We start from the raw sequence: 25,406 nt of genomic DNA, 5'->3' as shown, positions 1-25,406 counted from the left end.
TGTTAAGTTTGTTTTTCTTATCAATTTATTTTTAAAACTTATAAAAGGCCTTTTATGACCGTCAAACAGCTACGCGCCTTTCTGGCGGTCGCCCAAACCCTTAGTTTTACCCAAGCCTGTGAACGGCTGCACCTATCTCAACCGGCGCTAAGCCTGGCGATTAAAGGCTTGGAGGAGTCCCTGGGCGGCAAACTGCTGATTCGCAGCACCCGTAGCGTCAGATTAACCCCAGAAGGCGAGTCACTGCTACCGCTAGCCAAACATCTACTGGCTCAGTGGGACAATACCGAGGAGCGTCTTCGCCAACGCTTCACACTTCAATTGGGGCGACTCAGCGTCGCGGCGATGCCTGCGTTTGCCTGCAACCTGCTCCCTGCAGCGTTGGTTAAATTTCGCCAGCAGTACCCCAAAATCAACATTACCGTGCACGATGTGATCAACGAGGAAGTCACCGCCATGGTGCGCTCACGTCAGGTCGAAATGGGGATCGCTTTTTCACCTGAAGGTACTGGCAGCCTACTGTTTACGCCGCTATTTGAAGATCATTTTGTGGCCGTTGTGCCGCCTGACTCTGCGTTAATCCAGGCCACTCAGCTCAACTGGACGACCCTGCTCAACCACGATTTCATTACTCTTCAACGCCCCTCCATGGTGCGTCGTTTACTAGAGCAGGAACTGGGTAAACAGCATATGGAGCTAACGGTGGCCTTTGAAAGCCACCAACTGTCCACTGTAGGAAGAATGGTAGCCGATGGTCTGGGCGTCAGCGCGGTGCCTTCCATGTGCATTCGTCAAATGCACGAGCTAGGTGCCCGCTGTATACCACTGACAGCGCCCGCTATTTCTTGCCGGGTCGGCATTTTGACCCACCAAGAGCTTTCCGTTGCCGCTCATGCACTGCGCACTGTGTTGCTTAAGACCGTCCAAGCGCCCTCACTCCCTCTCAACTAACGCCACACTAGGTTGATGAGATGCACAGGGTTTCTGCTGGGCAGCGTGGCTAGGATCATTTAGCATTCAGTATTACGCTATTGGTCTGACGGTAAGGAAACGCGGTATGCCTATTTTAAAGGGGCTGGTTAGCGCACTGCTGCTAACGCTCAACACGCTGTTTTGGGGCGTACCTCTCATTTTGCTGACGCTACTGAAAGTTATTGCCCCAGGGCAACGGCTACAACAGGTAGTACTGCAGGGACTGAATGGCGTCGCGCTAAATTGGATAGGTGTAAACCTTTGGTGGATGCGACACTGGCTTAAGCCAGTGCTACACGCCAGCGTACCCGATAACTTGAGCCCCCATCAGTGGTGGCTGGTGATCTCCAATCATCGCAGCTGGACTGATATTTTTATGCTGTTGATGGCGTTGCATCGACGAATTCCCATGCCACGCTTTTTTCTAAAGCGTCAATTAATCTGGATCCCCATTGTAGGGCTGGCTTTTTGGGCGCTAGAGTTCCCCTTTATGCGGCGTTTTAGCCGTGAACAAGTCGCAAAAAAACCAAAACTGGCCACCATTGATCGTGCTGCTACCGAGCGGATGTGTCAGCAGGCGCGGCTCTCACCCATTGCGATTTTTAATTTTGTCGAGGGCACCCGCTTCTCGGTTATCAAACGCGATGCCCAGCAGAGCCCCTACCGCCATTTATTACGCCCCAAGGCGGGCGGCATTGCCCAGGTACTTAGTCTGCTAGGCAACCAATTGGATGGTATCCTAGATGTGACGATCAGCTACGCCAATCCTTCACCGACGTTTTGGGGCTTTTTATGCGGCAAGGAAGCCCCCGTCACATTACAGGCACGGCAACTCAGCATTCCTGAGTGGATGTACGCATCAGATAACCACGAAGAAAAGCAGCATAAGGAACGCTTCCACACATGGATCAATGCACTCTGGTTGGAAAAAGATGGCATGCTGGACAGCCGAACCGATCACGACTAACGGGTTGGCTCACTGTCTGCCTGTTAGCGGGACTACTGACCGGCTGCTCCAGCGCTCCTCCATCATCATCCCAGCGAGCGGCCGCGCCTAGCGCCAGCCAGATTAGCGGCGACTGGGTGCAAGTACAGCGTGGTGATACGCTGGGTAAACTGGCGACCCGAGCTAACGTGCCACTAGAACGCTTGCAGCGCTTTAACCCTGGCGTCGATGCACGGCGCCTGGAAGTTGGCCAACGCCTGCTAATTCCCACCCAGCAAGAGCGAGCACCTTCCGGCGGCCCCTACCGCTACCAAATCCGTCCTGGCGATACGTTTTCAAGCATCGCCCGGCATTTTGGCACGACCAGTGGCCGCATCCAGGGTGCCAACCCTAGTGCCTCTCCCACTAGCTTGAGAATCGGCCAAGTAATCAGCCTGCCGCTTGGCGGTTCTGCGCCACGCAGCTCATCGCAACGTCCGCCGAGTAGCAGTGGTTCTTCCAACGCTAACAAGCCTGCCGTTGCGCCCACCAGTAGTCCGCCCAGCCAGGCATTGCCCTCTTCCGCTAGGCGCTGGCCCTGGCCATTGGATGATTATCGTGTGGTTCGCCGCTTCGGGCCGGACAGCCGGGGCACCCTACAGCCCATGCTGCTGGCTACTCAGGCTGGCGCCCAAGCTAAGTCCGTCGCCCCCGGCGAGGTGCGCTTTGCCGATGGCATGCGCCAGCTAGGTGAAGTGGTGATTGTGCATCATGCTGATAATTTGCAGACCGTATACGCCCTTTGCGAGCGCATTTTGGTTGAAGTGGGTAAGCAGGTAAGCGCGGGAGATCCACTGTGCGAAGTAGGTCAAAGTAGTGCTACTCAGCGCTATGATTTACTCTTTGACCTGCGCCAAGGCGGCAAACCCATCGATCCCAAGCAGGTGTTGCGCTAAAACACTCGTTTGATAATGCCTTCCTTAGTAATACAGCACTCTATCAAAAAGCGGCCCCTGTTTATGTAGGGGCCGCGGGTAGGAGAGCGCGTTTCTAACCGCGATAGTAGCCAGGTTTCACAAATGGCATAGGGGTTACCACCATGGGTAACTGCTTACCGCGAACTACCGCGAACACGGCACTTTGCGGCGCTTCCAGTTCTCGACTGACATAGCCCATCGCCACCGGTTTACCGACGCTTGGGCCAAAACTGCCGGAGGTCACTATCCCGACCTCATTGCCCGCCTCGTCAACCAACGGCGCCCCCTCACGCACTGGCGCGCGGCCTTCAGCTAATAACCCAACACGCTTGCGGGTATGGTCTTTGGCATCGACCTGATGAAGAATCACATCAGCCCCTGGAAAACCGCCAGGCCGATCACCATCACGGCGACGCGGCTTGCCGATTGCCCAGATCAGACCCGCTTCCACCGGCGTGGTTTGCTCATCCATATCGTGTCCGTAAAGGCATAAACCCGCTTCCAAACGCAGCGAGTCACGCGCTCCCAGGCCAATCGCTTCGACTTCGGGCTCTGCGAGAAGCTGCTCAGCGATGGCTTCACAGGCATCGGCAGCGACAGAAATCTCAAAACCATCTTCACCGGTATAGCCACTGCGGCTTACCCATACCTCCTGCCCAGCAATGGCGAAACGTCCATGCTGCATAAACACCAGCTCACAGGCTTCAGGGCAAAGCCGCTGCATGACATCCCGCGCCTGGGGGCCCTGCAGCGCCAGCAAGCCACGATCTAACGGCTCGATTGTATGGGTTGATGCCAAATTTAGGCGTAGGTGCGCCAGGTCTTGATCCTTACAGGCCGCGTTCACTACTAAATAGAAGTGATCGCCTGCGTTGACCACCATTAGGTCGTCAAGAATGCCGCCTTCGTTGTTGGTAAAGAGCCCGTAACGCTGCGCGCCCTTTTCGAGCCCCACCAAATCAGCGGGGATTAGGGTTTCTAGGGCCTCGGCCACATTATCGCCAGAAACACTAATCTGCCCCATATGGGAGACATCAAACAGGCCGCACTTTTGACGGGTGTGCTCATGCTCTTTTTTGACCCCCAGCGGATACTGCACCGGCATATCGTAGCCTGCAAAAGGCACCATCTTGGCACCCAGCTTAAGGTGCAACGCGTGCAGCGGCGTTTGCTTTAATTCGGACATGGGGGCATTCCTCACTTAAAAATTGTTAACTTAAAAATGCTTAGCTTAAAAAAGAGAACGGGAAGCCACTGGTTAAGTGTCTTCCCGACTCTACTGTTATTCACGTCTTGTCTTCACCTACAGCGCTTATTAACACGCTGCGGGTATTATTGATCGTGATCCAGCTCTTCACCCGGCAGTACGTCTTTGCCGTCGAAATAGTCCTTGGTTAGCTTAAAGACTACCGGTGAAAGCAGTGCCAAGGCAATTAGGTTCGGGATCGCCATCATGGCGTTGAAGGTATCCGCCATGAGCCAGATAAAGCCTAGTTGCGCGATAGCGCCCAGCGGGATGGCCAGTACGAACAGCACTCGATAGATCATAATTGAGCGCGTGCCAAACAGGAACTGGCAGCACTTCTCGCCGTAAAATGACCAGCCTAGGATGGTGGTAAAGGCAAAAATGGCCAACGCAATTGCCACGATCTGATTACCAAAGCCAGGCAGTGCAGCGTCAAACGAGAGCGCTGTTAGCGACGCACCGGCTTCGCCGTCAATCCATACCGTTGAGGTCAAAATCACCAGCGCGGTAATCGTGCATACAATAATGGTATCGATAAAGGTACCCAGCATCGCGATTAGGCCCTGGCGCACCGGATTTTTGGTTTTTGCCGCCGCGTGCGCGATAGGCGCACTACCCAAACCCGCTTCATTAGAGAAAATACCGCGCGCCACACCAAAACGAATCGCCGCCATAACCGCCGCTCCGGCAAAACCACCGGCCGCCGCCATGGGGTTGAAAGCGTAGTAGAAGATCAAACCAAAGGCCTCACCGATCTGCCCGGCATTGATGATCAATACCAGCAGGCCAGCCACTACGTAGGCAATGCCCATAATGGGCACCAGCTTGCCCGCTACTTTAGCAATGCGCTTGATACCGCCCAGAATCACCGCGCCCGCCAACACCATAATGACCACACCCGTGAGCCAGTGCGGCACACCGAAGGTGGCGTCCATAGCATCAGCAACAGAGTTGGACTGAACGGTATTGCCGATGCCAAAGGCAGCGACGGCGCCAAAGAATGAAAATAGGCCGCCCAACCATAGCCACTTTTTACCCAGGCCATTTTTGATGTAGAACATCGGCCCACCCACATGGAAACCCGTACTGTCAGTTTCACGATAACGCACGGCCAGCACTGCTTCGGCAAACTTAGTAGCCATCCCTACCAGTGCGGTAATCCACATCCAAAACACAGCGCCGGGGCCACCTAATGCAATGGCCGTGGCAACACCGGCAATATTACCGGTGCCGATGGTCGCAGAGAGCGCGGTCATCAAGGCGTCAAAAGGCGATATTTCACCTTCGTCACCCTCTTTGGCTGGCGCTGCTTTACCCACCCCAGGTTTTGCATCACGGCCCGCCCACATTAGCTTGAAACCCATGCCGAGCTTTCTTATCGGCATCAGTTTCAAGCCAAGCTGCAGGTAAATCCCCACACCGAGTAGCAGAATCAACATGACGGGCCCCCAGACCACGCCGTTGATTGCCCCTAAAAGGCTAGTTAATGCTTCCATGTTCATTTCCTCGCTTTGTTGGTATGCAATTATTGGTATGCAATGGTGGTGTGTAGTGTTGGTCGGTTACCACATCTTGGTTATATCTGACGTCGCTATTGCTGATTAGCATAGGATGTGAATGTTTTACACCATAAACTTAGCAAGCATCTAGGGTGATGTCGCTTGCGCATAGAGGATACCGCTTTTTTCACAACTCTCTACCCTGCGCAAACCCTGCGCTACATCACCTGAATAGCTTGCGGCTAAGGGTTAACCATGGAGCAACGAAGAAATTTGTTTCCGATTGGAAACACGTTAACATGCTTGTTTATTGGCTCGTCCTGCCCTAGCCACTATTCGCCAAGGCGAGCGACAACCGTTAGTATGCTCGGGCCCAGAAAACTGTTTCATATAGGAAAACATCATGAGCAATCTTCCTGCCAATCTCCGTTACGCTGAAAGCCACGAATGGGTGCTGGATAATCAAGACGGCACAGTTACCGTAGGCATTACTGATCACGCCCAGCAAGCGCTAGGTGATGTCGTGTTTGTTGAACTGCCTGAAGTAGGTACAGCGCTAAGCAAAGGTCAAGAGTTTGGCGTTATCGAATCGGTCAAAGCCGCTTCTGATCTTTACTCGCCGGTTGTTGGCGAAGTCATCGAAGTCAATGACGCCCTTGAAGACGCCCCCGAAACGGTCAACGAAGCGCCTTATGAAGGTGGCTGGATTATGAAAGTGCGCTTAGACAGTGACTCCCTTGATGGCCTGCTAGATGCAGATGCCTATCAAGCAACGCTAAGCGCTGACGACTAAAGGCGGGAACTAAATCATATTTAAGAGCCTGCCCTTTATGGTGGGCTCTTAGCCTAACGCCCTGCACGGTTCTCTCTTAACGTCCGGAATCTTCTTCATGTCTCTTGAAACACGCCGTCTGGCCGAGCTGGCCGATCACGATGCTTTTATCAAACGCCATAATGGTCCCAGTCAAGATGACGTGGCCACCATGTTAAAAGCGCTCAACATGCAGCACATGGAAGATCTGATTGAACAGACCGTGCCGAGCGATATTCGTCTTGGCCGCGAGCTAGCGCTTGATGAACCGCGCAGCGAAGCAGAAGCACTAGAGTACCTAGCCCAGCTAGCGCGGCAGAACCGCGTGGCTAAGAGCTATATTGGCCAGGGCTATTACGGCACCCATATGCCCGCGGTGATTCAGCGCAACGTATTGGAAAACCCAGGCTGGTACACGGCCTACACCCCCTACCAACCTGAGATTTCTCAAGGCCGCCTGGAAGGCTTGCTTAACTTCCAGCAAGTGGTCATGGATTTAACCGGCATGGAGCTGGCGAATGCATCGCTGCTCGACGAAGCCACCGCCGCCGCCGAAGCCATGGCGCTGTGTAAGCGTGGCAATAAGAAAAGCAAATCCAACGCTTTTTTCGTCGCCGACGACGTTTTCCCGCAAACGCTGGACGTGGTCAAAACCCGCGCTGAGTTCTTTGGCTTTGAGTTAATCACCGGGCCTGCGGAAGAGCTGGCCAACCACGATGTCTTTGGGGCGCTTGTACAGTACCCCTCCGCCAGTGGTGAAGTGCGCGATCTGGCACCGCTATTAAGCGCCGCGGCTAAGCGCAATATCATGACCTGTGTCGCCAGCGATCTTTTGAGTCTGGTGCTGCTTAAAGAACCCGGTCAGCTCGGTGCGGATATTGTGGTGGGTAACTCCCAGCGCTTTGGCGTACCCATGGGCTTTGGCGGCCCCCATGCGGCGTTCTTTGCTACATCCGACAAGCTCAAGCGCTCGATCCCTGGGCGTATCATCGGCGTCTCCAAAGATAGCCGTGGCAACACGGCGCTGCGCATGGCGATGCAGACCCGCGAGCAGCATATCCGCCGCGAGAAAGCGACCTCTAACATCTGCACTGCCCAGGCGCTCCTGGCCAACATTGCCGGCTTTTACGCCACTTATCATGGCGCTGAAGGCCTGCGCAAAATTGCTGGCCGCGTTCACCGCTTGGCGACCCTGCTTGCCGAAGGCCTCAAGCAGGCAGGTATAACGCTCGCCCATGATAGCTGGTTTGATACACTGCGCTTGACCGGCATTGACGCTGGCAAGATCCATGGCCGCGCCATGACCCATGATATTAATTTGCACTACTTCGACAATGGCGATGTGGGCATCAGTCTGGATGAAACCACCACCGCCCGCGACGTAGCAACGCTGTTTGACGTACTGCTGGGTGACGAGTACGGTCTGGCCGTTGCTGTTCTGGACGAGCAGGTAGTGGCTAACGGCGCTACAGGCATTCCCGCTGCCTGTAAGCGCGAAAGCGGCTTCTTGAGTCATCCCACCTTTAGCCGCTACCGCAGCGAGACCGAAATGCTGCGCTACTTGAAGCGTCTGGAGAATAAGGATCTGTCGCTTGCCCATGCAATGATTCCGCTCGGCTCCTGTACCATGAAGCTCAACGCCACCAGCGAGATGATCCCCGTTTCCTGGCCATCGTTTGCGCATCTGCACCCCTTCGCACCCCGCGATCAGGTAGCTGGCTATCACCAAATGATCGACGAGCTCTCGGCCTTCCTGGTCGAAGTCACCGGTTACGATCATCTCTCGATGCAGCCCAACTCCGGCGCTCAGGGTGAATACGCAGGCTTAGTGGCAATTCGCCGCTACCAGGCGGCCCAGGGTGAGGGTCATCGTGATGTCTGCTTGATTCCCAGCTCCGCCCACGGCACCAACCCAGCCTCGGCAGCCATGGTGCAGATGAAAGTAGTGGTGGTCGAGTGTGATCAAAACGGCAATATCGACATGGCTGATTTACGCGCTAAAGCCGAGCACCATCGCGATCAGCTCTCAGCCATCATGCTGACGTATCCTTCCACCCATGGTGTGTTTGAAACCAGCGTGCGCGAAGCGTGCAAGGTTGTTCACGACAACGGTGGTCAGGTGTATATCGATGGCGCCAATATGAACGCCCAGGTCGGCTTAACCCGCCCCGGCGATTTTGGCGGCGATGTGTCTCACCTTAACCTGCATAAAACGTTCTGTATTCCCCACGGTGGCGGCGGCCCGGGCATGGGGCCTATCGGCGTTAAAGCCCACCTTGCGCCCTACGTTTCCAACCATGTGGTAACACCGATCAATGGCGTCAACACTGATAGCGGTGCGGTCTCGGCAGCGGCTTTCGGCAGCGCCTCTATTCTGCCGATCTCCTGGGCCTACATTAAGATGATGGGCGCCCGCGGTCTGCGTGAAGCCACCGAGCTTGCCATCCTAAACGCCAACTATATTGCCAAGCGTTTGGAAGCGTCATTCCCGATTCTCTACCGCGGTCAGAACGGCACGGTTGCCCATGAATGCATTATCGATATTCGTCCGCTCAAAGCGGCCTCAGGGATTAGCGAGGAGGATATCGCCAAACGCTTAATGGATTACGGTTTCCACGCTCCGACCATGTCGTTCCCGGTGCCGGGCACTCTGATGATCGAACCGACCGAATCTGAGTCACTGTATGAAATTGACCGCTTCTGCGATGCGATGATTGCCATACGAGAAGAGATTGGCCGGGTAGAGAGCGGCAAATGGCCGTTGGATAACAATCCGCTGGTCAATGCGCCGCATACCCAAGCGGATCTAATGGATAGCGACTGGCAGCGGCCTTATGACCGCCAGTTGGCCGCTTTCCCGACCGCAGCTGTCCAAGCGTCTAAATACTGGCCAGCCGTTAACCGTGTTGATAACGTGTTTGGCGACCGTCAGTTAATCTGCTCCTGCCCCAGCATCGATGAATATCGTGACTAACGGCATAGCTGGCAAGATATGAAGCGATAGCGCTTTAAATAGCGCTGTAAGTAACAAGAACACCCTTGGTGCCTTCTCAATTAGACGGCACCAGGGGCGTTTTTTCTTGTAGACGCTGAGCATGAAAACCGTCTAACAGCTTCTCGTAGCGCTTGGGCAGCACCGAGTCACGGCGACGCAGCAAATAGAGCACCTCATTGACCGCATTGGGCAAGTTCAGCGCTTTTACCTGGCGCTGCCAGGGTGAGGTTTCCAACACCAGTCGCGACACCACGGTAAAGCCTAACCCCCTGGCCACGGCATCCAGCACCATGCTGACTTCGTTGGTAAAGCCTTGATGACGAAAATGGGTCATGGAGCGAAACTCGTCGGGGTAATTCGCGCGCAGCAACGCATTGGCGTGGTTAATCCCGTCGTAATAATTGAGAAAGCCGATGCCCATTAAATCTGACAGCGTGCTGCCTGCAAAATCTGCAGGTACCACCAAGCAGAGCGGCTCTTCATGCCAAATAGAGCAATTAAGTTCAGGGTGGCGCATTGCCTCGGTGACTATTCCGATGTCATAACGCCCTTCGAGCAGGTCATTAACGATCTCGTGGTTAAACGCAAAGCTATAGTTGACCGTTAAATTAGGGTGCATTTGCTGCTGCCCCAATATGTACGGATAAAACATCAGGCCAACGCTGCCCGGCGAAGCAATGCGACAGTCGCCGCTATCCAAGGAGTCATCGTCTAACCCGTGACGGAACTGCTCATGCTCAGCAAATAGCTTTAAAGCGTAATCGTAAGCACGCCGCCCCGACTCAGTTAGTGTAAAGCTGCGCCCTTTGCGCTCTAGCAGCTCTTTATTTAAATAGTCTTCTAACTTGCGTACATGCTGGCTTACGCCCGGCTGGGTCATTTCTAAGCGTTGCGCCGTACGGGTAAAGCTGCCTGTTTCAACAAGCGTGATAAAGGTACGAAAATAGTGGGCATTGAACATAGTGAAGCGCCATGGTCTTTGATAACGGTCTTTAGCAGCCCTCTGTGAGAACACGCTTTAGGCAACAGTTTAGTAACTAAAATTTAGTAACTAACAAAAATTACAAAAAGCGCTATTGCCGCCGTTCTATAAAATATGCCTAATAATAGCACAGCCAGGCGAGCCATCCGCTGCGCTGTACCGGCCGCTTGGGCGTGGTAGTATGCCAAAAGACATCAAACGATTAGGGACAGCCCCGCTAATGACCGAAAACGTTCAACCTCGCGCCACCCTTTCCAGTATCATTTCCCCCGAGGGAAGCCTCGAAGTACTCTCTCAGCATGAAGTTAATCGGCTGCACAAAACGTCTCAAAGCGGTCTACATGACCTGCTTCGGCGCTGTGCGTTGGCAGTACTCAATTGCGGCAATCCCAGCGACGATAGCTTGGCTATTTTAGAAGCCTATAAAGATTTTGATATTGAAGTGTTGCAGCAAGACCGTGGCATTCGCTTAAAGCTAACTAACGCGCCCGCCGAAGCCTTTGTTGATGGCCGAATGATCCGCGGTATCCGCGAACATTTATCCTCGGTCATTCGCGATATTGTTTACGTCTACAACGAGATTCAACACCACAATCGTTTCGACCTTAGCACCGGAGAAGGCACCACCAACGCAGTTTTCCATATTCTGCGCAAAGCGGGCACGCTAAAACCCGGCCGCGACCCTAGCATGGTGGTGTGCTGGGGCGGTCACTCTATCTCCCGGGAAGAGTACGAATATACCAAAGATGTGGGTTACCACTTGGGTCTGCGCGATTTAGATATTTGTACGGGCTGTGGCCCTGGCGCAATGAAAGGCCCCATGAAGGGCGCAAACGTAGCCCATGCTAAGCAGCGCCGCAAGGAAGGTCGCTACTTAGGTATTTCAGAGCCCGGCATTATCGCTGCCGAAGCGCCTAATCCCATCGTCAATGAGCTGGTGGTCATGCCAGACATTGAAAAACGCTTAGAAGCCTTTGTGCGCCTAGGCCATGGCATTATCGTGTTCCCCGGAGGAGTCGGCACTGCGGAAGAAATTCTCTATTTACTGGGTATTCTGCTGCACCCCAGCAACAAGGATATTCCCTTCCCGTTAATTTTCACCGGCCCCGCCAACTCTGCCGCCTATTTTCAAAAGATTGACGAGTTCCTGGTGTATACCCTGGGTGAAGAAATTCGCCGCTACTACACCATTATTACTGGCGATCCCGTCGCGGTGGCACGCACCATGCGTCACGGTATCGATGAAATCGCTGAGTTCCGCCGCACCCATCAGGATGCTTTCTACTACAACTGGCGATTGACCATTGCGCGTGATTTTCAGGCTACCTTTGAGCCAACTCATGACGCCATGCGTGCCTTAGCACTACACCGCCAGCAACCCACCCATGAGCTCGCCGCTAACCTACGCCGTGCTTTCTCAGGGATCGTAGCAGGCAATGTCAAAGAACCCGGTATCCGTGCCATTGAAGCTCATGGCCCGTTTGTGCTGACTGCAGAGCCCGAACTGATGCAGCGTCTAGATGAGCTCCTCACTTCTTTCGTGGCCCAAGGTCGCATGAAGCTCGATGGCCAACATTATGTGCCCTGCTATGTACTGAAATAACTGTACTGAAATAACAGCGCTAAATCCTGAATGAACAATACGCACAGTTGCCGATTGAGTGACAGCTGTGCGTTAAAGGGATCGAGTAGCCTTATGCTATTAATTGCGTTTATAGCACTGCTAGTCGCAGGTATCGTCAAAGGGGCCATCGGCTCAGGCGTACCGGTTATTGTCGTGCCCATTCTCACCATGCTGTACGACGTTCAACTCGCTATCGCCTTACTAGTCGCGCCTAACCTATTTAGCAATGCCTTACAGGTATGGCAATATCGACGCCACTTATTACCCTTGCGCTTCTTGGCAGCGTTCTCCATTGCTGGCGGGCTAGGCATTGTGCTGGGCACTTGGGGATTAGTGGTTTTATCTCCCGATGTACTGTCACTGGGTGTCGCAGGAGTGATCGTGGTTTACCTGATCATCAAAGTGATGAAACGTCGCATCGCCCTCCCTTTTACTATCGCTGCGCGACTAGTCATTCCCATTGGGCTACTCGCTGGCGTGCTTCAAGGTGCGGCAGGCATGTCAGCGCCCGCTTCAGTTACGTTTCTCAATGCGATGCAGTTAAAGCGTGACGTATTTATTGGTTCAATCTCGGTTTTCTTCGTCGCCATTACCATCGTTCAAATACCGGCGCTTTTAAACACAGGTATTTTAACCCTAGAACGCTTTCTGTTTAGTATCCTTGCCCTTGTGGTGATACTCGCCGCCATGCCACTAGGCGCTCGCCTGGGCAATCGGCTGCCCCATCGCTGGTTCGATAATTTGGTTATGCTGCTGCTAGCGAGCATCGCCGGTAAGATTTTTATCGATACACTGATAGCCAGCTAGCCCCACGGAAAGCCTTCTCTACTCTTTTTCTCACGTCTTTCTATCACTTCAGCTAAACAATGTTGGGAACCAAGTCAGGTAAAAGTGGCCAGAATAGCTACACTGAGTGGGCATTACCTCACAATTGACCTTGAAAGGAACTCAACATGTCGATGATTAACCAGCTAAGAGATGTAAAAACCAAAGATTTCGCCAAGCACTGTTATGAAAGCAGCAGCGTCGATAAGCTGCGCGAGGCGTCGGAAGGCGGCGCTGACCAGGCAGAAATGGAGCATTGGGGTATAACCGAAGGACAGTGGGAAGAGGCAATTGTTGCCGCCCTCGCCGACCATGAAGCCAAAGAGTAAGTAGCCTCGCTGATTTAACGCAGCCTAATAAATGAAGCTATCTTAACGATGCGTACGCCCTATCGGATAACCGATAGGGCGTTTTAGCTTGTGCAGCACTCACACCACACTAGACTTATTTCACACCTGAAAGGGCAACGCCACCATACTCCTCCCGCAGACGCTCAAGCCTGGCCAGCTCGTGCTCCGTTAGCTCAGGGGAGTCCCACAATGGCTGCTCGTCAAGCCCCTTCAGCCCTTTCAAGGTGATTGTCAATTCTGCATCGCTGGGTATTTGAGCATTTCCCCATGGGCCAAAGCGATTAGGCGCTAGGCTCCACGCCAGCGTTTGTCCCGGCTCAATGCCACCAGGCACGACGTAGTAGAAAGACTCATCCACCCACGGCGCTGAGCGATCTGGGCTAGTCACAACGCCCCTCAACAAAAGCTCAGAAATGGCCTGATCCGTGCTATTGGTCACTTCAAGATCAATCACAGGCTCCGGGGCGCCATAAGGGCTTGCGCCAATGTAATAGCGAGAGCTATCAATGGTAAACCGCGCTAACTGCTGCTGGTCGCTGGCGGCTTTTGCGCGCCTCTCTTCCAGCCGTTTTAAGGTACGAATTGCATGCTCACGTTCGCGTGACCGGCGCTCGCGCAGAATCTGATCGGCACGCTGGATCACCTGATCCCCCGTTAACCCATGCATCTGCGTATTCGCTGTTTCGGCGATCTCAGCGGCATTCATGCGGTGAGGGTTGAGAATATCGATACCGTTAAACGACGTCGATGTGGCGATGATGATCAACCCTTGATCAAACTCATCGCGCTTATAAGAGGGCAACGAGTTACGCACTTCCTCAACGGAGACCACCGACGCAGGCATGGAGCTAGTGTCAATTTTGGGATCTGAACAACCAGCTATCATCAGTACTGATAGTGATATTGCAGACAGCCTTAGGCTCCACATACAATCACCTCAAAGCAGGCAGATAAAAATTGCTGAGGAGCTTAACGGAAAGCGCAATTAACCACTACCCCTGGTAGTTTAGAACTAGGTAGTTAAGAGCATTGACCTAATCGTCTTACCCACCTGTTGCATTCATAAACCTCACTATTTGAACATCCCCATCCGTGGTGAAGTGGTGCCGCTCTGGCTTTTTCTTCATTGCCGCCACAATGCGGGTCTTAAGCCGCTGGGTATCCCCCGGATAACGGCGCATGACGGCGCGTAAATCTACCGAGTGCTCATTACCCAGGCAAAGGAGTAGCCGCCCTTCCGCCGTAACCCGAACACGGTTACAGGCGCCACAGAAATTGTGGCTATGGGGAGAGATGAAGCCAATCCGCGATTGGCTGTCTGCCATACGATAATAACGGGATGGCCCCAGGGTGGTCTCGGTGGTGGGTAAGAGTTGATAATGCTGCGCTATAGTCTCATGCACCGAATCGGTGGAAAGAAAGGTTTCACCACGGTTATGCTCGCTGATAGCACCTAGCGGCATTTCTTCGATAAAACTGATATCCACTTCCTCATTCCGGGCAAAGTTTACCAGGTCGAGGATTTCGTCATCATTACGCCCTTTGAGTAATACGGCGTTAAGTTTGATGGAATCAAAACCCGCTTGGCGAGCTGCGCGAATACCCGCGATCACTTGACTAAGATCGCCCGTACGGGTCAAGGCTTTAAAGCGCTCTGGCTTGAGCGAATCGAGGCTAATATTGAGCCGATTAAGTCCGCCTTGTCGCAAAGCGCTGGCATGTTTGACCAGTCCAGAGCCGTTGGTGGTCATGGCCAGTTCGCCCAGGCCTGCCAATTTACCGAGTTTTTCCACTAACGTTAGCACCCCTTGGCGTACTAACGGCTCACCACCGGTCAGGCGGATTTTCTCTACGCCCAGCTCGACGAATGCTTGCGACAGCTCAGCTATCTCCTCGAGGGTAAGCAGTTGGGCACGCGGCAGAAAGGTCATTTCCTCCGCCATGCAATAAACACAGCGGAAATCACAGCGGTCAGTCACCGAGATGCGCAGGTAACGTACCGTCCGGCCATAGCCATCGACTAACTTACTCATTCTGCGGGCTCCTCTACCTGGGAACTGGCATTAACAGGCAGCCGGGCAATGAGCCCTTTCACCTCTGCGGTGACGTCGGAGATGGTTTGCTCATCATAAAATTGGCCTCGCCGCTTGCGGAGTCCATTCTCATACAATTTTACATGCTCAGTGGGAATCACCCCCGCCTGGGAGAGACAGAAACTAGCACAGTGCATCTGACAGCCATCAATAGCCACGATAGGACGCCCGGAACGGGCATTGCGCACCAGGCCCGGCACGCCGCCCCCGACACCGGCAATAAAGGACATTTCTGCTGCTCCTGCATGATCCAGGCGAAGGGCTACACTATTGGCAAGTTGCGCTACATCAGAGCAGCCGGAGCAGGCATAAATCAGTGTGCGAGGTTTGTGATGTGAAGACATACCCTCTCCTATAGAAACAGACGTCATCAGCGGCCACTAACTAAAAAAACGCTTCAAACGGCGAACTGATTGATGGGGTAGTAGTGGTAGGCACTCCCTTCCGCCACGTCGGTATCAGGATGTACCATTAAATAGCCGTGGGCCTGGCTCGCCGCACTGAGCATATGCGAGCCCTGCCCACCCGCTAACTGCGCCACCGGCAGCTCTCTTGCCCAGTCCAGCACCACCCTTAACAGCTCACAACGCCCCCTGGGGCCGCGCTGAGAAAAGCCTGCCTTAACAGGATAACTCTGCAACGCAGCGACACTTCTACCTTGCATGGCATGGATAAACGGCAGCGCCAGCAGTTGCCAGCCCACCAGGGACGCCACTGGGTTGCCCGGCAGCGCGATTAACGGAGTGGAAGAGTAAGGCGCCGCACCTAGATAGCCGAACGCAAAGGGTTTTCCTGGTTTCATGGCGACCCCATGTAAATGTAGCCCGCCGCGCTGCTCTATTACCGAACGCACGTGATCTTCCTCACCTACCGACACGCCTCCGCTGCACACCGCCACATCCGCAACGGCTTGTGCGTGTTCAAAGGCCTGATGCAGTGACTGCGGTGAATCCGCGATGACGCCCAGATCCAGCACATCGCACTGCGCTTGCGCGAGCAGCACGTTAAGCATGGCGCGATTGCTGTCGTACACCTGCCCTGGTGATCGCGCCGTGCCTGGGGCAATCAGCTCATCGCCGGTTGAGAGCAGCGCCACCCGCAGGCGCCGTTTGACGGACACCGTGTTAATTCCATGACTTGCCAGCAGCGCAATGGATGCAGCATCAAGAGACTCACCTGTAGCAAGTAGCGGGGTGCCCATGTGGGTCTCCTCGCCTTGACGGCGAATATTAGCGCCTGCTGATAGCTTACCTTCAAGATGGATATGCCCGCGCTGATCAAGGGTGACCCGCTCTTGCGGTACCACGATATCAGCCCCCACCGGCACCGGCGCGCCGGTAAAAATACGCGCGCAGCCCCCTTCAGGTAGCAGCAACACCCCTGCCCCCGCAGGTACGCGCTGAAGAACCGGCAAACCAGTCCTATCAGGTACGGCCTGGTAGTCAGCTAGACGCAGCGCATAGCCATCCATAGCGCTGTTGTCCACCCCCGGCATATCGAGAGGCGCGACAACCGTCTCTGCCAATACCCGCCCCGCCGCCTGTTCAAGGGTGACATTTTCTACTGCATTGATGGGCGTGGCTGCGTCAATAAGCCGTTGGCGTGCCTCAAATAGATCTAATAAGCCGGGGGTTACTAAGTCAGCGCATTGACAGTTCATAAGCGCTCCACCTCACTGGAAAGGCTCGCTTCGTGACGTCCGCTGCACGGGGTCACTGAAGGGAGCACCATGGCGGCAAAGTTGCAGGGACGAGTGCGGGCGTCCAATTGCAAAGAGATAATTCTGTCCCACGCTAAGGCACACGCCTTAGGCGAGCCAGGCATCGCAAACACCATCGTTTGATTGGCCACCCCCGCTACGGCGCGGGACTGAATCGTCGCAGTGCCGATCGCCTTCAGGGAGTAGTGCCGAAATAGCTCCCCATATCCCTCAATTGCTTTATCGAAAAGAGGTATCAAAGCTTCAGGAGTGGTATCTCGGGTAGTAAAACCAGTGCCGCCATTAACCAGAATCGCATGGATATCTGCTCGCGCAATCCATTCCGAGACCACGGCGCGAACCTGGTAGATATCATCGACAACGATGCGCCTCTCCACCAGGACATGGCCGCTTTCATTTAGATGTTTAACCAGCAGGTCACCGCTGCCATCTTCATCGAATCCACGCGTATCGGAAACCGTTAGCACCGCGATGCCAAGCGGAGCGAAAAGTGCATCTATAGAAACATGGGACATCAAGCCTCTCCTCTTAGCCTTACTATTGCATCAAGCTATTGCCTCAAGCTATTGCATCAAACTGCCGCCAGCATCGTCGTCCAGGACAATTCCTTCGACGCCTATATCGCTCTGTAACGCCAGTAAATAGTGGCGCAACGCCCGTCGAGTTGCCTGTTCCCGTAGGCTATGGCGCACTCGGTCGATGACCTGATCGAAAGGTAACGCCCGGCCTTCACGGCGCTCGTCAATACTCACCACGTGCCAGCCATAGCGAGACGCCAAAGGGCGCTCGTGTAGACCTTCCGGCAAGTGCTGCAAAGCGCGGTCAAGCTCCGCAACGGTCTGCCCCGACACTAGCCAGCCCAAATCACCATCCAGCTCTTTTGAAGGGCACGCGGAGTGGTGTTGAGCAAATTCAGCAAACCGTTCGGGTATCTGCTGAAGCTCTTCAAGCAGCTTTTCGCCAAGCTGGTACGCTTCGTCGCGACCCAAGGAGTCATCCGGCGCTGCGGCGAGCAGAATATGCCGAACGCGTAACTGGGTCGGTTCGCTGAAACGCTCACGGTGGGTGTCAAAAAAGCGGCGGCAGTCTGCCTCTCCCGGCTCAGGCACCTCAAGCTCCTGTTCGAGCAAAGCAGCAATCGCCGCATCCTCTTGCGCTTCGGTAGCTTCCTGCATCGACAGTAGGCCCAGAGCGTTAGCCTGCTGGCGCAGCAGCTCTCTGACCACCAACGCACGAGCCGCCTGAAGCTGAGCCTCCCCCGCCGTTTCGGCGGGGTGATACTGCATCTCTAATGCAATCGTTACCTCATCGATACTGGCGTCGCCGACACGTACTGGGGGCGGAGCAACTCCCCCAGGTAGCTGTTCGATATCAATCATCTGCATGTTATTTCTCCTCTATATAAAACTGAGCGTGCGAAGGCCAGACTAGGCGGAGATCGGAGAAAAAGCGGAGTTTACGAGTTTGTAAATGAGCATTTTGAGCCGATCTCCAACAACGTATGGCCGAGCATAAGCCAGTTTTTAGCCACGACGGCGGACAAGCTGATAACGCCGGGTAACATAACCAAACGGCGCGCTCCACACATGCACCAGCCGCGAAAATGGAAACAGCAGGATGATGGTCAGGCCGATAAAAATATGCAGTTTGTAGATCCACGACACTTCCTGCATATAGTCCGCCGCGCCGCCGCTGAAGAAGACGATGGACTGCGCCCAGCTGGAGAGGGTCAACATCATCTCACCGTCCATATGGCCCAACGAGAAGATGATGGTCACCATGCCAAGGCACGCCTGCAGGACAATCAAGCCCAGGATCAAGGTATCCATCATGCTCGACGACGCCTTTACACGTGGGTTGGCCAGACGCCGATAGAGCAACATGGCACCGCCCACCACGCACATGGCGCCAGCAATACCGCCCACCACGATGGCCACTAGCTGTTTAGTACCGGCGTGCAGGAACGGTTCATAAACCCAGTGCGGTGTGAGCATGCCCACAAGGTGGCCAAAGAAAATCACAATGATACCGATATGGAACAGGTTGCTGCCCAGGCGCATGTTCTTGGATGACAGCATCTGGCTGGAACCGGTCTTCCAGGTGTACTGACCATGATCAAAACGGAGCAGGCTGCCAAGCAGGAACACCGTGCCCGCGAGATAGGGGTAGTAACCGTAGATCAGATGGGTTAAGTAATGCGCAATCGCGTCATACATGGCGGTTCTCCTATTAACGATTGGCAGAAGAGGTTGTTGAGGCAGCGGGCATAATGCGAACAGCCTCGCTCTTGACGGAATTTTTACGTTCAGCAAGACGGCGTCCTTCAGCAGACTGCAGCGCGCAATCCTCGTCAGAGGTTGCCGAGAAGCGCACCGTTTCTTCTTCCCATACAGCGTCCAAGGCTTCGGGGGTGTTATCAGGCACTTCTTTCTTGACCTGGGGCCGATGCTCCTCCACATCGCCCTCGGCCCCAATTAATGCCAGTAGTGACAGCGGCACCAGGGCGTGATCCGCTCCCCGCTCTTCCAACCGAGCGGTGAGCAGCGCCAGGATATGGCGTATTTCACCCAGCCAGCGGCCGATCTCGGCTTCGTCGCACATGGAAAGGTACTCAAGGAACACCGGTAGATGATCGGGCAGTTCGCGGGCATCCAGCTCAAAACCGGCCGCGCTGTACTCAGCCATAAGATCCACCATGGCCTGACCACGATCACGGGATTCACCATGAACGTGCTCGAACAGCAGCAGCGAGGTAGCTCGTCCCTTATCGAACAGCGCCACATACTCGGCCTGCAGCTCAAGCAGGTCGCCCTCTTGAAGACGCTGACACCACGCCATTAGCGACGATTTTAGAGCCGCCCCCAGGCGGCGCTCGGCATTGAGAATTTCGATGAGTTCGCCGCAGGCGTCCTGCAGTTCCTGGGTCGGGTAATCGAGCAGGCGGGCCAGTACGCGTAGGCTACGCATGCCCTGCAGCGGCTCGAACAACGTCTCTACCGGGGTCGGCGATTGGATAGCGGCTTCAGTCATGACGCGACTCCTCAAGTTGTGGCTGCGGGTCGAAGACCTCTACCGGTTTTACCAAAACGCTGGTCTGCTGACGGCCATTAAACAGGTTGGGCTGGCTCTCACCGTGGCACCCATCACCAAAGGTAAAGCCGCATCCACCGCGTTCGGGGAAGGCTTCGGTGGCCATCTCGCGGTGGCTGGTGGGGATCACGAAGCGATCCTCATAGTTGGCAATCGCCAGGTAGCGGTACATCTCCTCTACCTGGGCGACGCTCAAGCCTACGGCATCGAGCACTTCGGCATTGGGGGCGCCCTCCACGTGCTTGCCGCGCATATAGACCCGCATTGCCATTAAGCGCTTGAGCGCCAACACCACGGGCTCCTCTTCGCCAGCGGTCAGCAGGTTGGCCAAGTACTTCACTGGGATACGTAGCGACTCAATCTTGGGCAGGACGCCGTCAAACTCCACATGCCCGGCATCAAAGGCGGATTGAATCGGCGACAGCGGCGGCACGTACCACACCATCGGCAGCGTGCGGTATTCCGGGTGCAGCGGCAGCGCCAGCCCCCAGTCGATCGCCATCTTGTAGACCGGAGAGGCCTGGGCAGCCTTGATGACGTTATCCTGGACACCATCCCGTTTAGCCTGGGCAATCACTTCCGGATCATTGGGATCAAGGAAGATCTCGCGCTGGCGATGGTAGAGGTCGCGCTCGTCCGGCGAACTTGCCACTTCCTCGATGCGGTCAGCGTCATAAAGCAGGACACCGAGATAACGAATACGGCCCACGCAAGTCTCGGAGCAGATGGTCGGCTGACCGGCCTCGATACGTGGGTAGCAGAAAATGCACTTCTCGGATTTACCGCTTTTCCAGTTGTAGTAAATCTTCTTGTAGGGGCAGCCGGAGATGCACATCCGCCAGCCGCGGCACTTGTCCTGGTCGATGAGAACGATGCCATCCTCTTCCCGCTTGTAGATCGCACCGCTGGGGCAGGACGCCACGCAGGTGGGGTTCAAGCAATGCTCGCAGAGGCGCGGCAGATACATCATGAAGGTGTTTTCGAACTGGCCGTAAATATCCGCCTGCACCTTGTCGAAGTTGGCATCTTTGCGCCGCTTGGCGAATTCAGTACCGAGGATCTCTTCCCAGTTGGGGCCCCATTCGATCTTTTTCATGCGCTGGCCGGAGATCAGCGAGCGGGGACGCGCCACCGGCTGGTGCTCACCAATCTTGGCGGTATGCAGGTGCTGGTAGTCGAACGTGAACGGCTCGTAGTAGTCGTCCATTTCGGGCAGGTCGGGGTTGGCGAAGATATTCGCCAACACCCGCCATTTGCCACCAATGCGCGGTTCAATCCGGCCGTCGTTACGGCGCATCCAGCCGCCCTTCCACTTGGCTTGGTTCTCCCACTCTTTGGGATAGCCGATGCCGGGCTTGGTCTCGACGTTGTTGAACCAGGCGTACTCCATGCCTTCCCGACTAGTCCAGACATTTTTGCAGGTCACCGAACAGGTGTGGCAACCGATACACTTGTCAAGGTTGAGAACCATGCCTACCTGGGAACGAATCTTCATTTCACGGCCTCCTGAACGCTGTCATTGCCTTCACCATCCAGCCAGTCAACGTGTTTCATCTTGCGCACTAACACGAACTCATCGCGGTTTGAGCCGACGGTGCCGTAGTAATTAAAACTGTAAGAGAGCTGCGCGTAGCCACCGATCATATGGGTAGGCTTGGGGCAGACACGGGTGACCGAGTTGTGAATCCCGCCCCGGGTGCCGGTGATCTCGGAACCTGGGACGTTCACATTGCGCTCCTGGGCGTGGTACATCATCACCATGCCCGCCTTGACCCGCTGGCTGACCACAGCCCGCGCGGCAATCGAGCCGTTGGCGTTGTAGACCTCGATCCAGTCGTTGTCCTCGATATCGATCTCTGCGGCATCCGCCTCGGAGAGCCAAACCACCGGGCCGCCGCGGTTAAGCGTCAACATCAGCAGGTTGTCCGAGTAAGTGGAGTGGATGCCCCACTTCTGGTGCGGTGTGAGGAAGTTCAGCGCTTTGCTCTTAAAGCCGTTGTCGGCGGGAAGCGTAAAGCCTTTGGCCGCCTTGGTATCGATGGGGGGGCGATAGACCAGCAGGCTTTCACCAAACGCGCGCATCCAGGCGTGATCCTGATAGAACTGCTGACGCCCACTCACGGTGCGCCAGGGAATCAGCTCGTGAACGTTGGTATAACCGGCGTTATAGGAGACGTGTTCATCCTCAAGGCCAGACCAGGTCGGGCTGGAGATGATCTTGCGCGGCTGGGCGACGATATCGCGGAAGCGGATCTTCTCTTCATGCTTGGGCCTCGCCAGGTGGGTGTGGTCACGCCCGGTAATCTTGGAGAGTGCATCCCACGCTTTTACTGCCACGGCGCCGTTGGTTTCCGGGGCCAGGGTCAAAATCATCTCGGCGGCATCAATAGCGCTGTCGATCAACGGGCGGCCTTTATGCGGGCCATCCAACTTACGATGGTTGAGTTTGCCCAGCAGCTCCACTTCAGCATCGGTATTCCAGGCGATACCCTTGCCGCCGTTTCCGATACTTTCCAGCAGCGGCCCCACGGAGGTGAAACGCTCATAGGTTTCAGGATAGTTGCGCTTGACCTCAATCAGCGCTGGCATGGTCTTGCCGGGAATCGGCGCGCATTCACCCTTCTTCCAATCCATCACCGCTGGCTGGGCCAATTCTCCTGGCGAGTCGTGCTGCATCGGCAGCGTGACCAGATCGGTCTCCTCGCCCAGGTGGCCTACGCACACCTTGGAGAAAGATTTGGCAATGCCCTTGTAAATATCCCAGTCGCTGCGCGACTCCCAAGCCGGATCGGTGGCGGCAGTCAACGGGTGAATAAAGGGGTGCATGTCAGAAGTGTTAAGGTCGTCCTTCTCATACCAGGTCGCCGTAGGCAGCACGATATCCGAGTAGAGGCAGGTGGTGGACATGCGGAAGTCCAGCGTCACCAGCAGGTCGAGCTTGCCTTCCGGCGCCTCGTCACGCCACACGACCTCTTCGGGTTTCAGGCCGCCGAAGTCGCCCAGGTCTTTGCCCTGGATACCGTGGCGAGTCCCCAGTAGGTACTTGAGCATGTACTCATGGCCCTTACCGGAGCTGCCCAACAGATTGGAGCGCCAGATAAACATATTGCGCGGGAAGTTCTCTGGTGCATCCGGGTCTTCCGCGGCAAAGCGCAGTTCACCACTCTTAAGCTGCTGAATCGCATAGTCAGCGGTCGACAACCCTGCGGCTGCGGCTTTTTTCGACAGGCGCAGCGGGTTGCTTCCAAGCTGCGGCGCCGATGGCAGCCAGCCCATACGCTCGGCGCGCACGTTAAAGTCGATCAGGCTGCCGGGGTAATCCTCAGCCTTGGCCAACGGCGACAGGATCTCTTTGATCTCGAGCTTCTCGTAACGCCACTGGGAAGAATGGTTGTAGAAGAACGAGGTAGAGTTCATATGGCGCGGCGGGCGCTGCCAGTCAAGACCAAAGGCTAGCGGCGTCCAGCCTGTTTGCGGGCGCAGTTTTTCCTGACCTACATAGTGGGCCCAGCCGCCACCGCTTTGACCGATACAGCCGCACATCACCAGCATGTTGATCAGGCCGCGGTAGTTCATGTCCATGTGGTACCAGTGGTTCATACCGGCACCGACGATGATCATGCTACGACCGTTGGTTTTATGGGCGTTATCGGCGAATTCCCGGGCAATGCGGGTGCACTGCTCTGCTGGGACGCCGGTGATTTTCTCCTGCCACGCGGGGGTATAGGGACGAATCTGGTCAAACGAGGTGGCGCCATCATCTTCGCCGTCACCGGCAAAGCCACGGTCGATACCGTAGTTGGCACACATCAGGTCAAAAACGGTGACTGCCAACATCTCACTGCCATCGGCTCTCTTCAGCCGCTTTGCGGGCAAGTTGTGGAACAGTAGGTCATCGGCGGCGCCAACACCGGCTCCTTTGACGTGTTCAAAGTGCTCGTGCTCGATGCCACCGAAGTACGGGAACGCTACGCTCGCGACGCTATCGTGGTGATTGACTAAACTGAGTAACGGTTTGATCTCGGTGCCTGCGGCGTCCAGCGATTCCAGGTTCCACTTGCCCACTTCGTCGCCGGTTTCGCCCCAGCGGAAACCGATGGAACCGCGTGGTACCACCAGCTGGTCACGGGTTTCGTCCCAGGCAACGGTTTTCCACTCGGGATTGTTTTCCTGGCCCAGGGCGGCATCGAAATCACTGGCACGCAGTTGGCGACCCGGCGCAAAGCTGCCATCTTCACGCACTTCCAGTTCCACCAGGAAGGGCATATCGGTATAGCGGCGCACATAGTCGGTGAAATAAGCGCTGGGGTTCTCAAGATGAAACTCCTTGAGAATCACGTGGCCCATGGCCATCGCCAAAGCGGCATCGGTGCCCTGTTTGGCGGACAGCCATTCGTCGGTCAGTTTGGAGACTTCGGCATAATCCGGGGTGATCGAAACCGTCTTGGTGCCCTTGTAACGTACTTCGGTAAAGAAGTGGGCATCCGGGGTACGCGTCTGGGGCACGTTAGAGCCCCAGGCGATAATGTAGCCAGAGTTGTACCAATCCGCTGACTCGGGTACATCAGTCTGTTCGCCCCAGGTCATCGGTGAGGCGGGTGGCAGGTCGCAGTACCAGTCGTAGAAACTCATGCAGACGCCGCCAATCAGCGACAGGTAGCGGCTACCTGCGGCGTAGCTGACCATCGACATGGCAGGAATCGGCGAGAAGCCGATGATCCGGTCGGGGCCGTACTGCTTCGCGGTGTAAACGTTAGAGGCCGCGACCAGCTCGTTGAGCTCGTCCCAGTTACCGCGAACGAAGCCGCCCATACCGCGGGCACGCTTGTACTGCTTGGTCTTGGCGGGGTCTTCGACAATCGACGCCCAGGCGTCGACCGGGTCAGGATGCGCCTTCAGCGCTTCGCGCCATAGCGCCAGCAACGGCTTGCGCACTAATGGATACTTAAGGCGGTTGGCGCTGTACATGTACCAGGAGTAGCTGGCACCGCGTGGGCAGCCCCGGGGTTCATGATTAGGCAGGTCAGGTCGTGTGCGGGGATAGTCAGTCTGCTGGGTTTCCCAGGTAACTAAACCGTTCTTAACGTAGATCTTCCAGCTGCAAGATCCAGTACAGTTCACACCATGGGTGCTGCGTACCACTTTGTCGTGTTGCCAGCGGGCACGATAACTATCTTCCCACTGGCGGGATTCGCTGCGTAGTTCGCCGTGTTCGTTGGCAAAAGGCTCGCGGGACTTGCGGAAGAAATTCAGCCGATCTATGAAGTGACTCATGGTCGATCTCCAGGCTCCTCGGA

General features: G+C 55.4%; 21 protein-coding genes. 8 read left to right on the top strand and 13 right to left on the bottom strand.

Annotated elements, in window-relative coordinates; all coding sequences use genetic code 11:
* Positions 1-54 precede the first annotated feature (54 nt).
* The 3 genes from J7J49_RS12925 (at position 55) to J7J49_RS12915 (ending at position 2,853) form a co-directional block, all read left to right on the top strand.
* Positions 55-951: a LysR family transcriptional regulator gene (locus J7J49_RS12925; protein ID WP_215093130.1), complete on the top strand. Its 897-nt coding sequence runs from the start codon at positions 55-57 to the stop codon at positions 949-951.
* 106 nt (positions 952-1,057) lie between these two features.
* Positions 1,058-1,939 (top strand): 1-acylglycerol-3-phosphate O-acyltransferase, YihG family, encoded by an 882-nt coding sequence (yihG, locus tag J7J49_RS12920; protein WP_215093128.1) that lies wholly within the window; start codon positions 1,058-1,060, stop codon positions 1,937-1,939.
* A gap of 116 nt (positions 1,940-2,055) precedes the next feature.
* A complete protein-coding gene (locus J7J49_RS12915) occupies positions 2,056-2,853 on the top strand; it encodes a LysM peptidoglycan-binding domain-containing protein (RefSeq protein ID WP_064232854.1) in 798 nt (265 codons plus the stop codon).
* A gap of 94 nt (positions 2,854-2,947) precedes the next feature.
* Here J7J49_RS12915 and gcvT read toward each other — a convergent pair whose 3' ends face one another.
* Positions 2,948-4,060, bottom strand: a complete 1,113-nt coding sequence (gcvT, locus tag J7J49_RS12910; protein WP_215093126.1) for a glycine cleavage system aminomethyltransferase GcvT — start codon at positions 4,058-4,060, stop codon at positions 2,948-2,950.
* A 146-nt stretch (positions 4,061-4,206) separates the two neighbouring features.
* Entirely contained in the window at positions 4,207-5,616 is a 1,410-nt protein-coding gene (locus J7J49_RS12905) for an alanine/glycine:cation symporter family protein (RefSeq protein ID WP_215093124.1), read from the bottom strand.
* A 406-nt stretch (positions 5,617-6,022) separates the two neighbouring features.
* Between J7J49_RS12905 and gcvH the strand changes: the two genes are divergently transcribed.
* Together gcvH and gcvP are read left to right on the top strand one after the other, a co-directional pair.
* Entirely contained in the window at positions 6,023-6,412 is a 390-nt protein-coding gene (gcvH, locus tag J7J49_RS12900; protein WP_064232857.1) for a glycine cleavage system protein GcvH, read from the top strand.
* A 97-nt stretch (positions 6,413-6,509) separates the two neighbouring features.
* A complete protein-coding gene (gene gcvP / locus J7J49_RS12895; protein ID WP_215093122.1) occupies positions 6,510-9,404 on the top strand; it encodes an aminomethyl-transferring glycine dehydrogenase in 2,895 nt (964 codons plus the stop codon).
* A 76-nt stretch (positions 9,405-9,480) separates the two neighbouring features.
* On the opposite strand, the gene J7J49_RS12890 is transcribed toward gcvP, so the two are convergent.
* Positions 9,481-10,386 carry a LysR family transcriptional regulator gene (locus J7J49_RS12890; RefSeq protein ID WP_064232859.1) on the bottom strand — a complete coding sequence of 302 codons (906 nt, stop codon included), beginning with the start codon at positions 10,384-10,386 and terminating at the stop codon, positions 9,481-9,483.
* Between the two features lie 241 nt (positions 10,387-10,627).
* Between J7J49_RS12890 and ppnN the strand changes: the two genes are divergently transcribed.
* From ppnN to J7J49_RS12875, 3 genes are all read left to right on the top strand, one after another.
* Positions 10,628-12,010, top strand: a complete 1,383-nt coding sequence (ppnN, locus tag J7J49_RS12885; RefSeq protein WP_215093120.1) for a nucleotide 5'-monophosphate nucleosidase PpnN — start codon at positions 10,628-10,630, stop codon at positions 12,008-12,010.
* Between the two features lie 93 nt (positions 12,011-12,103).
* Positions 12,104-12,838: a sulfite exporter TauE/SafE family protein gene (locus J7J49_RS12880; RefSeq protein WP_064232861.1), complete on the top strand. Its 735-nt coding sequence runs from the start codon at positions 12,104-12,106 to the stop codon at positions 12,836-12,838.
* Between the two features lie 146 nt (positions 12,839-12,984).
* A complete protein-coding gene (locus J7J49_RS12875; RefSeq protein ID WP_064232862.1) occupies positions 12,985-13,185 on the top strand; it encodes a hypothetical protein in 201 nt (66 codons plus the stop codon).
* 115 nt (positions 13,186-13,300) lie between these two features.
* Here the strand turns inward: J7J49_RS12875 and J7J49_RS12870 are convergent, their stop codons facing one another.
* From J7J49_RS12870 to J7J49_RS12825, 10 genes are all read right to left on the bottom strand, one after another.
* Complete coding sequence (locus J7J49_RS12870; RefSeq protein WP_502793514.1) at positions 13,301-14,092, bottom strand: DUF6694 family lipoprotein; 792 nt, start codon at positions 14,090-14,092, stop codon at positions 13,301-13,303.
* 157 nt (positions 14,093-14,249) lie between these two features.
* Positions 14,250-15,239 carry a GTP 3',8-cyclase MoaA gene (gene moaA / locus J7J49_RS12865; protein WP_215093117.1) on the bottom strand — a complete coding sequence of 330 codons (990 nt, stop codon included), beginning with the start codon at positions 15,237-15,239 and terminating at the stop codon, positions 14,250-14,252.
* Positions 15,236-15,643, bottom strand: a complete 408-nt coding sequence (locus J7J49_RS12860) for a putative zinc-binding protein (protein WP_215093115.1) — start codon at positions 15,641-15,643, stop codon at positions 15,236-15,238. The genes moaA and J7J49_RS12860 overlap by 4 nt, the downstream gene beginning before the upstream one ends.
* A gap of 53 nt (positions 15,644-15,696) precedes the next feature.
* Positions 15,697-16,959 carry a molybdopterin molybdotransferase MoeA gene (locus tag J7J49_RS12855; RefSeq protein ID WP_215093113.1) on the bottom strand — a complete coding sequence of 421 codons (1,263 nt, stop codon included), beginning with the start codon at positions 16,957-16,959 and terminating at the stop codon, positions 15,697-15,699.
* On the bottom strand, positions 16,956-17,534 hold the full coding sequence (gene moaB / locus J7J49_RS12850) for a molybdenum cofactor biosynthesis protein B (protein WP_215093111.1): 579 nt from the start codon (positions 17,532-17,534) through the stop codon (positions 16,956-16,958). Before moaB ends, J7J49_RS12855 begins: the two co-directional genes overlap by 4 nt.
* 48 nt (positions 17,535-17,582) lie before the next feature.
* Positions 17,583-18,404 (bottom strand): peptidylprolyl isomerase, encoded by an 822-nt coding sequence (locus tag J7J49_RS12845; RefSeq protein WP_215093109.1) that lies wholly within the window; start codon positions 18,402-18,404, stop codon positions 17,583-17,585.
* Between the two features lie 138 nt (positions 18,405-18,542).
* Positions 18,543-19,235, bottom strand: coding sequence for a respiratory nitrate reductase subunit gamma (gene narI, locus J7J49_RS12840; protein ID WP_039858452.1), 693 nt, complete (start codon positions 19,233-19,235; stop codon positions 18,543-18,545).
* Positions 19,236-19,248: 13 nt separating this feature from the next.
* Entirely contained in the window at positions 19,249-20,049 is an 801-nt protein-coding gene (narJ, locus tag J7J49_RS12835) for a nitrate reductase molybdenum cofactor assembly chaperone (protein ID WP_215093107.1), read from the bottom strand.
* The gene (narH, locus tag J7J49_RS12830; protein ID WP_215093105.1) at positions 20,042-21,604 is read right to left on the bottom strand and encodes a nitrate reductase subunit beta; all 1,563 of its coding nucleotides are present in this window, start codon (positions 21,602-21,604) and stop codon (positions 20,042-20,044) included. The genes narJ and narH overlap by 8 nt, the downstream gene beginning before the upstream one ends.
* Positions 21,601-25,383 (bottom strand): nitrate reductase subunit alpha, encoded by a 3,783-nt coding sequence (locus J7J49_RS12825; protein ID WP_215093103.1) that lies wholly within the window; start codon positions 25,381-25,383, stop codon positions 21,601-21,603. The genes narH and J7J49_RS12825 overlap by 4 nt, the downstream gene beginning before the upstream one ends.
* Positions 25,384-25,406: the final 23 nt, after the last annotated feature.

Source organism: Halomonas sp. ISL-56 (assembly GCF_018612805.1).
Lineage (GTDB): Bacteria > Pseudomonadota > Gammaproteobacteria > Pseudomonadales > Halomonadaceae > Vreelandella.
This window is presented reverse-complemented; position numbering and strand designations above follow the sequence as displayed.

Excerpts from the sequence above, each read along its gene's own strand:
- J7J49_RS12925 (WP_215093130.1), top strand. The coding sequence starts at position 55 with ATGACCGTCAAACAGCTACGCGCCTTTCTGGCGGTCGCCCAAACCCTT.
- yihG (WP_215093128.1), top strand. The coding sequence starts at position 1,058 with ATGCCTATTTTAAAGGGGCTGGTTAGCGCACTGCTGCTAACGCTCAAC.
- gcvT (WP_215093126.1), bottom strand. The coding sequence starts at position 4,060 with ATGTCCGAATTAAAGCAAACGCCGCTGCACGCGTTGCACCTTAAGCTG.
- J7J49_RS12905 (WP_215093124.1), bottom strand. The coding sequence starts at position 5,616 with ATGGAAGCATTAACTAGCCTTTTAGGGGCAATCAACGGCGTGGTCTGG.
- gcvH (WP_064232857.1), top strand. The coding sequence starts at position 6,023 with ATGAGCAATCTTCCTGCCAATCTCCGTTACGCTGAAAGCCACGAATGG.
- gcvP (WP_215093122.1), top strand. The coding sequence starts at position 6,510 with ATGTCTCTTGAAACACGCCGTCTGGCCGAGCTGGCCGATCACGATGCT.
- J7J49_RS12890 (WP_064232859.1), bottom strand. The coding sequence starts at position 10,386 with ATGTTCAATGCCCACTATTTTCGTACCTTTATCACGCTTGTTGAAACA.
- ppnN (WP_215093120.1), top strand. The coding sequence starts at position 10,628 with ATGACCGAAAACGTTCAACCTCGCGCCACCCTTTCCAGTATCATTTCC.
- J7J49_RS12880 (WP_064232861.1), top strand. The coding sequence starts at position 12,104 with ATGCTATTAATTGCGTTTATAGCACTGCTAGTCGCAGGTATCGTCAAA.
- J7J49_RS12875 (WP_064232862.1), top strand. The coding sequence starts at position 12,985 with ATGTCGATGATTAACCAGCTAAGAGATGTAAAAACCAAAGATTTCGCC.
- J7J49_RS12870 (WP_502793514.1), bottom strand. The coding sequence starts at position 14,092 with ATGATAGCTGGTTGTTCAGATCCCAAAATTGACACTAGCTCCATGCCT.
- moaA (WP_215093117.1), bottom strand. The coding sequence starts at position 15,239 with ATGAGTAAGTTAGTCGATGGCTATGGCCGGACGGTACGTTACCTGCGC.
- J7J49_RS12860 (WP_215093115.1), bottom strand. The coding sequence starts at position 15,643 with ATGTCTTCACATCACAAACCTCGCACACTGATTTATGCCTGCTCCGGC.
- J7J49_RS12855 (WP_215093113.1), bottom strand. The coding sequence starts at position 16,959 with ATGAACTGTCAATGCGCTGACTTAGTAACCCCCGGCTTATTAGATCTA.
- moaB (WP_215093111.1), bottom strand. The coding sequence starts at position 17,534 with ATGTCCCATGTTTCTATAGATGCACTTTTCGCTCCGCTTGGCATCGCG.
- J7J49_RS12845 (WP_215093109.1), bottom strand. The coding sequence starts at position 18,404 with ATGCAGATGATTGATATCGAACAGCTACCTGGGGGAGTTGCTCCGCCC.
- narI (WP_039858452.1), bottom strand. The coding sequence starts at position 19,235 with ATGTATGACGCGATTGCGCATTACTTAACCCATCTGATCTACGGTTAC.
- narJ (WP_215093107.1), bottom strand. The coding sequence starts at position 20,049 with ATGACTGAAGCCGCTATCCAATCGCCGACCCCGGTAGAGACGTTGTTC.
- narH (WP_215093105.1), bottom strand. The coding sequence starts at position 21,604 with ATGAAGATTCGTTCCCAGGTAGGCATGGTTCTCAACCTTGACAAGTGT.
- J7J49_RS12825 (WP_215093103.1), bottom strand. The coding sequence starts at position 25,383 with ATGAGTCACTTCATAGATCGGCTGAATTTCTTCCGCAAGTCCCGCGAG.